Here is a 12,841-nt window from a genome sequence, read left to right as displayed (position 1 = left end):
TTTGCGGCACTACCCCGACACCGCGCCCCGGCCCGTGACCGGCTTGATGGCCTCCAGATACCCGTCCACCAGCTCGTCGGCCGGGGACTCCGCGCCGGCCAAGCACCCGCGCAGCAACTCGGCGTCCCCCACCGGAAGTTCAAGCAACGGCCGACGCAGCCGAATGCTCCAGCTCGACTTCGCGGGGAAGGCTGCCAGCCGTTCCACCAGCGGCGCCAGCTCCACGCCTGTGAGGTAGGGAGTCAAGGTGCGTACGTCGAGTTCGCAGACAGACTCGAAAACACGACCGGCGATCTCGACAGGAGCCTGCAGTGGCCTCACCGGCGACGTTGCATACGCCCGGCCGATAACCCGCCCTCGGTCCCGTTCAGGGTTATGCCAGCAACCACGCGTCGTATAGATCAACAGCTCGTCCGCGGCCTCAAGTTGGCCCACCTCGGCCCGGCGGCGCGCTGGAAACGCCATTCGCTGATGCCGAAGAATCCAGGCCACGGCTTCGCGCTCGCCGAGAATCAGCAGGTAGGAACGCATACCGCCAGTCTACGGACGGCCCGCGGTCCCCAAGGCACCGAAGACGGTTCCGCTGGACTCCGCGCCACCCTCCGGCTGCCACCGGACCGACCGGAGCCCGCCCCGGAAACCTCATCCCTCACGCACATAGGATGATTGGTCGCAGCACCGTCACCTGCCCTTCCTCCTCATGCGTGACACACCGTCACCCGTCTCGATTGGCGCAGTGATTGAACCCCCGCCTCCTCCAACTGACCGTGGAGAACTTCCGCACCCTCACCGAGGTGGAGCTGCCCCTGGGACCGCTCACCGTGATGGTGGGGCCCAACGCGGCAGGAAAGTCGAACGTCCTGCACATCTTCGAGTTCCTCGGGGACGTCGTCGAGTCCGGCATCGTCGGCGCGCTTGACGCTCTCGGCGGTTACCCGGAGGTCTCCTACCGGGGCGGGTCACGGTTCCCCGCCGAGATGCGCATCGGCGTCGAGGGTATCTGGACTCAGCACGCCACCGAGTCGAATCCGGACCGGTACGAGTTGTCGCTGCTGTATCGCCGTCGGCCCGACAGCGCCCGCGACGACGACTACGTTCTGTCGCGCAGGGAGCGGTTCGTTCAGCACACCGCGCCCGGAGCACCGAGCGAGATCCTGCTCCAGAGCGACACGGTGTCCGTGAACAGCAGTGATCCAGCAGACGAGCCGCCTCCCGGACGCCTGCTCGTCAGTCGGCAGGCCAGCGCGCTGCACGGCGGCACTGATCTACCGCTCTCGCCGAACAGTCCCGCTCTGTCCGCCGTACGAGCACTCGCCGGTCAGCTGCACCGCGTCCGGATCTTCGACGTCGATGTACGCGCTGCCCGCCGCCCGGCACCCATCGTGTTCCCCGAAGGGGTGGTCTTCGCCGACAACGGCTCCAACCTCGCCGACTTCCTCAAGGAGCTGCACGACATGCATCTCAGAGAGAAGCCACAGAAGGAACAAAGCGGGGACCAAAGCCCCACCGTCTGGGAAGCACTGATGAGGGACATCACCAGGGTGCTCCCTCATATCGAGGACGTCGAGGTGCAGCCAGTCGCCGGCCGGGGCGACCGCGTCACAGTGGCGCTCAAGGAGCGAGGGCTTCGGGGCATGACCCGGCTGGCCGACGCCTCGTTCGGCACCGTCCGGCTGCTGTGTCTACTCGCCCTCTTCCACGATCCGCGTCCACCCCTCATGACCTGTATCGAGGAGATCGACCACGGCATCCATCCGCACGCACTCGAACTCCTCGCCCTGCGCCTGAGAGAGGCCAGCGAACGCGCCCAGTTCCTCGTGACCACGCATTCCCCGGTCTTCGCCGACCAACTGCACCCCGAGGAGGTCGTGGTCTGTGAGCGGGACGAGCGGGGACGCTCCAGAATCCCCGCGCTCACCGCCGAACACGTTCGGGAGATCGTCGAGGCATCCGAGGGCGAGCCCATGGGATCGCTGTGGTTCTCGGGCGCTCTGGGCGGTACGGCGTGGTGAAGCGGAGCGGGAAAAGCGACAAGAAACAGCAGCCACTCATCGTGGTCGCGGGTGAAGGCGACTACGACAGGGAGGTGCTCCGGCACCTCCTGCCCGCGCTGCTGCCGGTACCCCATCTGAAGGTTGTGCCGATTCGGGGCGACAAGACCGACCTCAGCAAGGCAGACAGACAGCTTAGCCCGCGTGTCGAGAAGCTGCGCAGACTGGCTCAGGCCATGGCGGTGAAGGAGAGAGCCTGGCTGATGGGCATCGTCGTCCATGTCGACTTCGATGCCGTCATCGACGAGCGCTACCACAGCACACGCGAGCGGATCTCGGACGAGCTGGCCCGTGCCTTCTCAGCTCAGTGTGAGTCCGCGCTGGCGTTGGCAGTGTCTTCGACGGAGGGCTGGCTGATGCTGTTTCCCGAGGCGTTTCCCGAGGTCAACAAAGGCTGGCGGCTGCCGGACAACATATGCCATCGAGATCTGGGAAAGATCGGAGACGCCAAGAAGCACCTCAAGACCATCCTCAAGCAACCCGCGTATTCCGAATCCGATGCTCCGGACCTGATGCGGAAAGCGGTCGCGGTGATGCGGGAGCACCAGCGGGCGGGCAGGAAGGACGGCCTCGACATCACCAGCCCCAAGGGCAAGAACCAGTCGTACACGGACTTCGTGCGCGACCTCGGGGGTTGGAAGACCAGCTGACCCCGCCGTGCACCCGCCCACAGCCCACGACCGTGGAGAGCCCGGCTGTCCGTGACCGGTATTACCGTGGTCCGAGATCGCCCCCCCCCGCACAAGTTCACGAAAGGGTCCGTCGTGAAGCCCACCCTGGCCGCCGCGCAGCTGCGCGGCAGTCTGACGCAGTACCTCACGACGACCTACGCCCTGGCGGACGAGGACACCCGGCTCGCCCTTGAGAGGTTCCTGGACGATCCAGAGACGGGGATCTTCCGCGGTCCTTACCTGCGGATCCGTACCCCCTTCCACAAGGCGGACGACGGCTGGCAGCAGGCTCTGGAGTGGCGGCCGGGGTTCACGCCGTACCGGCATCAGGCACGAGCCTGGCAGCGGCTGAGCACACTGGCGAAGCCCGCCGAGCCGACCCTGGTGACCACCGGCACCGGCTCCGGAAAGACCGAGTCGTTCCTGATCCCCGTCCTGGACCACTGCCGACGGGAGAAGGCGCGGGGCCGGTCCGGGGTGAAAGCCATCCTCCTGTACCCGATGAACGCGCTCGCCACCGACCAGGCGGGACGTATCGGCGACTACCTGGCGCAGCCCGAACTGGCGCAGGTGACAGCTGGCCTGTACATCGGTGACCGGCCGGACACCGACTTCCGCCGCGTCATGACCCGGCGCGAGGAGATGCGCCAATCTCCGCCGGATGTGCTGGTCACCAACTACAAGATGCTCGATCTGCTGCTGCAGCGGGCCGAGGACCGGCCGCTGTGGGAGGGCGCGGAGATCGCCTATGTGGTGCTCGACGAGTTCCACACGTACGACGGAGCGCAGGGTACAGACGTGGCGATGCTGCTGCGGCGGCTCGCCGCGACCGTGGGCGCCTCGCGGCCCGGGCGGCCGCTGGGGGACATCTGCCCGGTGGCGACGTCGGCGACGCTCGGCGAGGGGCGGCCGGGGCCCGGCGCAGGGGGGCTCCTTGAGGTTGCCGAGCAGGTCTTTGGGGCGCCCTTCGACCGAGACGCGGTCATTGGGGAGGAGCGACAGAGCGCTGACGAGTTCACCGGGGTGGTGGACTACGAGCTGCCGGAGCCGCCCTCTCCCAAGGAGATCGTCGAGGTGTCCGGCGGTCCCGGCGTCGAGTCGCGGCCCGAGGCGCTGGATCTGGACGGGCTGGCCGAGCGGTTGCTCGGTCGGCGTGGGCTCGACGCGTTCCAGATCGGGCGACTGCTGAAGAGGCACGACTTCACGCACGGTGTGCTGGCCCTGTTGAACGGGGAGCCGCTGGACGAGTGGGGGCTACGCGACCGGATGGCGCGGTTCGGCTATGCCTGGGCGCGTACCGCGCGGGAGAACCCCCGCCTCGCGCTGGAGGCTCTGTCGAGGTTCGTGGCGCTTCTGTCGGCGGCACGCGCCCCGGACTCCGACGAGAAGCAGCCCCGCCCCTTCCTGCACATCGAGGCGCATCTGTGGGTGCGGCCGGTCAGCCGCGTCCTGCGCGGGGTGGGCTGGGCATCCGAGTTCCGGTGGTATGAGGACGAGCGCACCACCGCCCGCAGGGCGGTCCTGTCCGCGGGATCCGCGCGTAGCGATGAGGATGCCGAGCAGTCGGACAGTGCGAGCTGGCCCGGCTCCGACTCGCTGCGCCCGGCCGCGCTGCCGGGATCCGACACGGCCAAGCGGCCCGCGCAGAGTCATCTGCCCGCTGTCTACTGCCGTCACTGCGGGCGGTCGGGATGGGCGGCGCTCTCGCCCGAGTCCGATCCGCAACAGCTGGTGATGAGCGCCGACAAGATCTGGCGGGCCGGGGTCGGCCGGGACAAGCGGCGCATCCGGTACTTCATCGCGGCGACCCCCTCCGAGACGGGTGAAGCGCTCGCTGCGCTGACCGGAGCCAGGCCGTCCACCGGCGGCGGCACGGATCCCCTGTCCGTCGTGGTCCTGGACGGGGGCCGCGGAACGTATCGCCTGCCGGTCGCCGAGGACGCGGGCGAACTCCAGGACGCCTGGTTCGCTCTGGCTGTCCTTGACCGCAAGAGCGCGGACACGGCCGCCAGGGACGACCGGTGCCCGGCCTGCGGTACGGACAACGGCATCCGCTTCCTCGGAACCGCGCTGGTCGCGCTGGCCTCCGCGTCGGTGACGCAGCTGTTCACAGGGGGTGATATCGCGCTCGTGCCCGAGGAGCGCAAGACGCTGCTGTTCAACGACTCCACCCAGGACGCCGCACACCGCGCCGGCTATGTCGCCAACGCTTCGTACAAGTTCTCGCTGCGGTCGCTGCTCGCCCACAACATGGACGAGCCGGGCACCCCGCTACCGCTCAACGCTCTGATCGGCAACATCCTCGACTCGGTGGACGACCCCCAGGCCCTGGCCGCCGTGGTACCGCCGGACCTGCACGACGAGCCGGGGGTGGACCGGCTGCTGTCCGGGCGCGGCACAGGGGATGCGAGGACCTGGAAGCTCATCGGCGAACGGCTGGCCTTCGCGACGGTGATGGAGTTCGGGCTGCGCTCCCGGCTCGGGCGCACGATGGAGCTGACGCGGACGGCCGCTGCGGAGGTCGTCGTGGCGGAGCCGGACCGGATCACGGCCCTTGCCCGTGATCTGCATCTGACGCTTCCTGGCCAGTTGGTCGTGGGCGAGGGGCTGCCGTCGCCGGAGCGGTATCTCGCCTTCGTTCGGGGCCTGTTGGAGCGGCTGCGGCTGCGCGGCGGGGTGCGGCACCGGTGGCTCGATCCGTGGATCAGGGACGCGGGCGTGACCCGGTTCAAGATCTGGGGAGGGCGGCCGGACGGCATGCCCGCCTTCCCGGACGGGATGGCCCCGCCACGCTTTCTGCTCGATGCGCCGAAGGACAGGACCGCTTTCGACACAATCACGGGCCGAGGCGGCTGGTACCAGGACTGGGCCCGCCGCTGCCTGGGCCTTGACGCGGCCGGCGCGACGGAGTACCTGCGGCGGCTGCTGCCCGTCCTCGCCGACGAGGGCGTGCTGTCGGTGCGAGCCGCGCAGGACCGCACGACACGGGTGTACGGCCTGCAGCCGGGGCACATCGAGGTGCGCCTCCTCGACGACGCGGTCGTGAACAAGGCTTTCGTGAGCTGCGCGGTGTGCGGCTGGCAGCAGGTTGTGCCGCCTGAGCGGCGCACCCGCTGGTACGGGCATCCCTGTCCGCGCTACCGCTGCAAAGGCATGCTGACCCCGCCGCAGTACGGGATGTCCTCGACCGGGGCGGGGTCGGGCGGTTTCGGCGGCACTCTGGAGCGTGACTACCAGGGGGACTACTACCGGCGCCTGTATCTGACAGGCGGCACGTTCCGGGTCGTCACCGCCGAGCACACCGGCATGCTCACCCGGGCCGAACGCGAGCGGGTGGAGCGGACGTTCAAGGACGGCACGCATTACACGGATCCCAACGTGTTGTCCTGCACGCCCACGCTAGAGCTGGGCATCGACATCGGCGACTTGTCGGCCGTGCTCCTGGGTTCGCTGCCGAACGGGCCGGCGAACTACGTGCAGCGGGCCGGACGAGCCGGACGGAAGACGGGCAACGCACTGGTCGTGGCCTTTGGGGGACGCCGCGCACGGGACCTGTATTACCTGGACGAGCCGCGCGAGATGATCGCCGGGGACATCGTTCCGCCGGGCTGCTATCTGTCGGCGGTGGAGATCCTGCGCCGCCAGTACACCGCGCATCTGCTCGACTTGGCGGCGCGCGGCGCACTGACCACAGGGGATGGCGAGCCGCTGCAGCCGATGCCGCGGCGGGTGTCCGCGCTGTTCGGCACCACGGGCTGGTGCCAGGATCTCGCCGACGCGGCACTCGCCCATGGGGCACGCCTTGTCGAGGAGTTCCTCGGCCTGTTCCCGGTGGGCACGGGCGATGACACCGGAGTCTCCGAACACGCGGCCGCCGAACTCAGGGCCCATGCGAAGGGTGGCATCAACCGTGCCCTGCAAGAGGCCGAGGAGGAGTGGACCGCCAGGCGGGAGGAGCTGCGCCGTCGTATCGCCGCGATCGACACCGCGATGGACAAACTGCTCGCGGGCGACCGGGAGCAGGACCAGGAGAAGCGGGAGCTGCTGGCCGAGCGTCGCTCCACCGGGGATCTGCTGCGGGAGCTGAGCCAAGCCAGTGCCCACGGAGTGCTCGTGGAACTGGGCCTGCTGCCCAACTACAGCCTCACTGACACCACCACCTTGCTGGAGGGCACCCTCTACTGGACCGAGACGCCCGAGAGCTCAGAGGACTCAGAGGACGGTCAGGCGCAGAAGACGTACCGCAGTGAAGTGCGGGATTATGAGCGGTCCCGCAAGCTGGCTCTGACCGAGTTCGCCCCTGGCAACAGCTTCTATGTCAACGGCTACAAACACCGGGTGCGCGCCCTAGACATCGGCAGCCCGGAGCGCCGGGCATGGTCGGTGTGGCGGATGTGCCCGGCATGCGGCCACTGCCGTACGCACAACGCGCAGACGGACACATCCCCCTGCCCCCGCTGCGGATCACGGGAGATCGCGGACGCCGGCTGCGTCCATCACGTACTGGAGCCAAAGCGGGTCATCGCACGCGACAAGCGGGACGACGCCCGGGTGCGGGACGACCGGGACGAGCGCGACCGGCAGCGGTACGCGGTGCTCACCACCGTCGACATCGACCCGGATCATGTGGCACCGGGATCCTGGCGCCACGACACGGCTGTGTTCGGGGCCGACTTCACCCGGCGGGCCGTGGTGCGCACCCTGAACCTCGGCATCGACCGGCAGGACGGCAGCAGCACCGTGCCCCTGGCCGGCGAGGACGTACGGATCAATCCCTTCTACGTGTGCACGAGTTGTGGTGGCGCGACGGCCGACGGTCGGCCGGTCGTCGAGGCGGCACAGCACGCGTTGAGCGAGTCGATCGGCAGAAGCACCAAGGCCAGCGCCCACCACCAACTGTGGTGCCCACGCCGCAGGCTGCGCGGCGGCGGCGAGGAACAGGGCAAGGGGCAGGACGTACCGCTAGTACTCGCGCACGAGCTGGTGACGGAGGCGGTACGGATACTGCTGCCCGCATCTGTGGCCCGTGCCAAGGAACGCCTCGCGTCTTTCACGGCCGCACTGTTCGCCGGTATCGCCGCCCGCTATGGGGGCGACCCGGACCACATCGACATCGCAGCCGCCTCCATGCCGGACCGCGGTGACGGCGACTGGCCGCGACGCTTCCTCGTGGTCTACGACAGACTGCCCGGAGGCACGGGCTATCTCCACCGCCTTGCCACACCGGAGGGTTTTCGCGAGGTACTGCTCAGAGCGCGCGAGGTCATCGAGACCTGCCCCTGCATCGAAAAGGGCCTGGACGGCTGCCACCGCTGCCTCTTGCGCCGTGTACCTCCCGGCGACTACGACAAGGTGAGCCGTCAGGAGGTCCGGCAGATGCTGGACGAACTCCTCGGCACCGACGGCGAACGGTGGAGAACCTCACCAGTCGCGACCACGCACGTGATCCCGATGGACCGCCAGGCCGAGAGCGATCTGGAGGTCATGTTCATCGACACTCTGCGGGAGTGGGCCACACTTGCTGACTCCCGGTCGAGCGCTGACGCCTATACCACTCCGGCCGGCACCCACGCACTGGACCTCCGGCTGACGGGACCGAACGGCACGACCCTGAGCTGGCGGGTCTCCCAGCAGCGCGTTCTGGACGGCACGCGCCCTGACGTGCTGTTCGAGCGGCTCGACGCGTCGGGCCCGCGGGTGGCGCTGTATCTCGACGGCTACGAATACCACGCGAGCCGGACGCACAACCGTGCCGCGGACGACGCCGCCAAGCGAACCCGGTTGCGCGCGGAAGGGCTGCGGGTCTTCCAGCTGACGTACGCCGATGTCAGGGAATGGCAGCGGCGGGTGCGGGACACCGGATACGCGGGCACCGGGCCAGCCAACCCTGTATGGCGACCTTATGGGGAACAGGGGCAGGCGAAGGCGCGCGGCTATTACGCGAGCGTACGCAAGGGATTGCCGGGTGAGCTGTCCGAGCTGGTGTGGGTGAACCCAGCTGATCTGCTGCTCGCCTACCTGCGGGCCCCGGACGCCGAGTTCTGGCAGTGGCGCGCCGAGGCCGCACTCGCAGGGCTGACCGGTGCCGGGGCGCAAGGCGGAGCGCTCGCGTCCGACGCGGTGGGCACTCAGATCGAGGCGGCCCTGCGTGGCGCCCCACCGCAGGGGCCGCGCGGCCCGGTCCAGGTGTTCTCGGCGGCGGATGGTGTGGGGTGCCTCGTGGTCTTCGCCGCAGACGCCCGCGTCAAGCCTCCCGCGTGGACGGCGCTGACCGTACTCGACGACGGGGACGGGGCGTTCGCGGACGAGGACGCGCACAAGCGGCGCTGGCGTGCCTGGCTGTACTGGAGCAATCTGCTGCAGTTCCTGGAGCACGGCGGCGGCGACAGCGCACAGCTGACGTCCAGCCAGGTCGGTGGGTTCACCGCAGAGGCACTGGGCGTGGCCGGCGGCGCCGGGTGGCTGCCGAGCGTTCGTATCACCTTGGACGGCCAGGGTGATACGGCCCAGGACACAACTTCGGCCGCCTGGGACGTGCCCGCCGGGCACGGCACCGTGCCAGCCTCGCCCCCCGCGAAGCAGGGCACTGCATCGGTGGCGCCCTCGGACAGCCACGGACATGGGCAGGAGACCGGATCAGAAGCGGAAGCCCCTGCCGCGGACGTAGTGGCCCCCGTACGGGATCCGCGCTGGGACCAGGTGATCGAGTATCTCGACCCGGACGAGCCAGGGCTCAGCAAGCTGGCCCGAAAACTGGCCGAGCATCGGGTGCCCCTGCCGAGCGACGGGTACGAGCTCGACGATCACGGCTGGATGGCCGAACTGGCTTGGCCCCACGCACGAGTTGGCGTCGTCCTCGCGCACCGCCCAGCGGCCGGTGAGGACACCGATCCGGAAGCGGCCGACCGTGACCGGGCCTTCACCGCGGCCGGCTGGGAGGTCAGACCGGCGACATTCTGGACCGCCGAGGAGATCGCCGACCGACTCCACAGCACACCGGCGTCAGCCACCGCCGTGCACCACGGCCGGAGGAACCACCGCAGTTCAAGCAACGGGGAGACCACGGCGTGAACACCAAGAGCGCGACCCTGCGCCTTCTCGACAAAGCGGACAAGGAGATCCTCAAGCTCCCCCGCTCGGTCAAGGGCGCGATCTACGACTTCCAGCACAAGTTCAAGAGCAACCCCAACGCCACCGGACTCAAACTCCAGCAGCTGAAGGGCCACGTCAGACTCTGGTCCGCACGCGTCAACGACGACTACCGCGCACTGCTACTGCGCCTCGCCGACGACGACTGGCTGATCGTCTCCGTCAAGCACCGCAAGGACGTCTACGACAACCTCGACCGGCTCGCCTACTCAGTCAACCAGGTCACAGGCGGCATCGAATACGTCGATCTGCAGGTCGTGGCGGACAACGTCACCGCCCCGCGGCCAGCGACCCCGGCGGCCCCTCCCACACCCCCCACTCCCGCGGTTCCCGAGGCGTCGGCGCCGCCGTCCCGCGAAACGGTCCCGCTGGCACCGCTGTTCGCCGCGTGGAGCGAGGAACAGCTCGCCTCCCTGGGTGTGGCCGACTCTCTGATTCCGGTTATCCAGGCCCTCACCACCGAGGACCAGCTCCTCGGCCTGGTCGACCATGCCCCCCAGCTCACCGGCGAGGTTCTGCTCGCCCTGTACGACGGCAAGTCGTACGACGCGGTCCTGGAGCACGTCACAGCCCCTGTCGCCGCACCCGAACCGGTCGACACCGAGGACTTCCAGGCCGCGGCGGAGCGTCCGGCCACCATGGTCACCACCACGGACGAAGCCCTGCGCGAAGCACTCGAGGGCGGCAGCTTCGGGCGCTGGAAGGTGTTTCTCCACCCCACCCAGGCCAAGCTCGTCGAGCGGGACTACTCCGGCCCTGCCCGGGTCGGTGGTGGCCCCGGTACTGGCAAGACGATCGTGGCGCTGCACCGCGTCAAGCACCTGGTCGACCAGCTGCCCCAAGGGGTGAACAAGCCGGTTCTGCTCACCACGTTCAACAAGAACCTCGCCGCCGATCTGCGCTCCCGTCTCCTTGAACTGGGCGGGGAACAACTGCTGGCACGCGTCGAGATCAGCCACGTCGACCAGCTCGCCCTGCGCGTCGTCCGGGAGGCGGAGCCCGGCAGCAGCAAGCAGACCATCGACGACAACCAGGCCGTGCGCGAGTGGCGGACCATGCTCGACGAGCTCGACGAATCCGCCTGGGACGCGGAGTTCCTGCACGACGAGTGGACCCAAGTCATCCTGGGCCAGGCGGTCACCTCCCGCAGCAACTACTTCCGGGCCCGGCGCGCGGGCCGCGGCAGGAACATCAGCCGCGCCGAGCGCGCCGACATCTGGCAGCTCGCCGAACGCTTCACACAGCGCCTGGACCGGCTCGGCCGCCAGACCTGGGACCAGGTCTCCGAACGGGCCGCCCGCCTGGAAATGCAGCGCGAACAGCGCATCCAGACCATCGACCGCCAGCGCGAGGAGGCCGGCGGCCTCGACAACATCCACGTACAGGACGGTTCGGGCGGCTGGCTGCGCTATCGCTACCGCCACATCGTCGTCGACGAGGCGCAGGATCTGCGTCCCGCGCACTGGAAGATGCTGCGCGCGATGACCGCGCGCGACCGCAACGACATCTTCCTGGTCGGTGACACCCACCAGCGCATCTACAAGAACCAGGTCACGCTCGGCAGCCTCGGCGTCAACATCCGCGGCAGGTCGGCCAAGCTCAGCCTGAGCTACCGGACGACCCGCCAGATCCTGCGCTCCGCACTCGACGTCCTGAGCCAGGAGAAATACGACGACCTCGACGGCAGCCAGGAAAACCTCGCCGGATACCGCTCGGTACTCAGCGGAGGACTTCCGGGACTGCACGGCTGCGCGGACTGGACCGCCGAGCGCGAGGCGATCGCCGCGCTCATCAGCGACTGGTCCGACATCCCACCCGAGCAGATCGCGATCTGTGTACCCACCAACCAGATGGCGAGTGAGACCGCCTATACGCTGGCGCAGCTCGGTGTCCGGGCCGTGGAGATCGGGCCTGACGGCCCACGAGGCGACGGCGGGGTCCACATCGGCACGATGTTCCGCTTCAAAGGTCTCGAATACCAGCGCATGATCATCGCCGGAGTGACCGACGGCCTGGTACCGCGCGATGCGGTCAGCCGCCTGCGAGCCACCGATCCCGCGCGCTACCGGCGGGAGGTACAGCGGGCCCGTTCACTGCTGTTCGTCGCGACGACCCGAGCACGCGACAGCCTGGACATCTTCTGGCACGGAGCACCAAGCCCGTTCTTGAAGCCCCTGCTGTCAGCCTGACCCTACTGTCGCGGCACGTGGATCGTGGGACGTTGCGGCACAGCGGAGGACGAGCCGCACAACAATCTGCAGGCCCCAAGACAGCCAGTGCATGCAGGTAGTCGTCTGGCCGACCTCGCATCGCGGACAAGCTCGCAGATGTCAGGGTCGGCACCGGGCCGGGGAAGCAGGCCAGCGCCCATGCAAACCCATCGATCGCGACGAGTCTTGAGGAGAAGGCCAAGTTCGCGCGCAGTCAGATGCCTGCGTGCAGGTAGGCCGCCCAGAGATAAGGAAGCCTTGGATCTCGATCACGGAACCTGCGCACAGTCTGGTGCAAAGCACCCGCCGCCTCATCCGTGGTGAGGCCACCACGTTGGCTGGTGAGCCTCCCGAGCTCGGCGTAGAAATCAGCTGCCATCTGTGAGGCCACCTCGTCGTTGATCTCCCAGAGAGTGCCGATGACCTGGGGAAAACCCGCGAGCTGAAAGGCCGAGGTGAGATGGATGGCCTCGTCGATCAGCTCTACGGAGTCCATGAAAGCTGTTCGGCAGGCTGACAGGTAAGCCAATTGGGACGAGTCCAGCCTCATTTCGGCAAGATTCGCCACAGTGAGCGGATCATGTTCGTGGTCATGCAGAAGCAACAGACTCCTGGACGGGTCGGTGGGGTCGTGGGCACCGTGGCACGCGAAGTGAACGATTTCGCAATCGGAGAGATTCGCCAGGACCCGAGCCTTGGTCGGTCGTGTCTCAACTGTCAACGGCCACTCAGTTCTCCCCGGAGACGGCCAGTAATTCTG

At 68.4% G+C, this 12,841-nt stretch carries 6 protein-coding genes; 4 read left to right on the top strand and 2 right to left on the bottom strand.

Annotation, left to right across the window (positions count from 1 at the left end):
• Positions 1-9: 9 nt before the first annotated feature.
• A complete protein-coding gene (locus SPR02S_RS45450) occupies positions 10-531 on the bottom strand; it encodes a hypothetical protein (RefSeq protein ID WP_019063707.1) in 522 nt (173 codons plus the stop codon).
• A gap of 209 nt (positions 532-740) precedes the next feature.
• On the opposite strand from SPR02S_RS45450, the gene SPR02S_RS45445 reads away from it, so the two are divergent.
• The 4 genes from SPR02S_RS45445 to SPR02S_RS45430 all read left to right on the top strand — a co-directional run bounded on the left by SPR02S_RS45445 (position 741) and on the right by SPR02S_RS45430 (position 12,060).
• Positions 741-2,012: an AAA family ATPase gene (locus SPR02S_RS45445; RefSeq protein ID WP_019063706.1), complete on the top strand. Its 1,272-nt coding sequence runs from the start codon at positions 741-743 to the stop codon at positions 2,010-2,012.
• Positions 2,006-2,701, top strand: a complete 696-nt coding sequence (locus tag SPR02S_RS45440; RefSeq protein WP_019063705.1) for a hypothetical protein — start codon at positions 2,006-2,008, stop codon at positions 2,699-2,701. The genes SPR02S_RS45445 and SPR02S_RS45440 overlap by 7 nt, the downstream gene beginning before the upstream one ends.
• A gap of 114 nt (positions 2,702-2,815) precedes the next feature.
• Positions 2,816-9,793 (top strand): DEAD/DEAH box helicase, encoded by a 6,978-nt coding sequence (locus SPR02S_RS45435; RefSeq protein ID WP_019063704.1) that lies wholly within the window; start codon positions 2,816-2,818, stop codon positions 9,791-9,793.
• Positions 9,790-12,060 carry a UvrD-helicase domain-containing protein gene (locus SPR02S_RS45430; RefSeq protein ID WP_019063703.1) on the top strand — a complete coding sequence of 757 codons (2,271 nt, stop codon included), beginning with the start codon at positions 9,790-9,792 and terminating at the stop codon, positions 12,058-12,060. Before SPR02S_RS45435 ends, SPR02S_RS45430 begins: the two co-directional genes overlap by 4 nt.
• A 235-nt stretch (positions 12,061-12,295) precedes the next feature.
• On the opposite strand, the gene SPR02S_RS45425 is transcribed toward SPR02S_RS45430, so the two are convergent.
• Positions 12,296-12,841: CHAT domain-containing protein (locus SPR02S_RS45425; protein WP_218006605.1), on the bottom strand; the 546-nt coding region annotated here is incomplete at its 5' end.

The organism is Streptomyces prunicolor NBRC 13075, from assembly GCF_000367365.1.
Lineage (GTDB): Bacteria > Actinomycetota > Actinomycetes > Streptomycetales > Streptomycetaceae > Streptomyces > Streptomyces prunicolor.
Note: the sequence above shows the minus strand (reverse complement) of the source record. Positions and strands in the feature narration are given on the sequence as shown.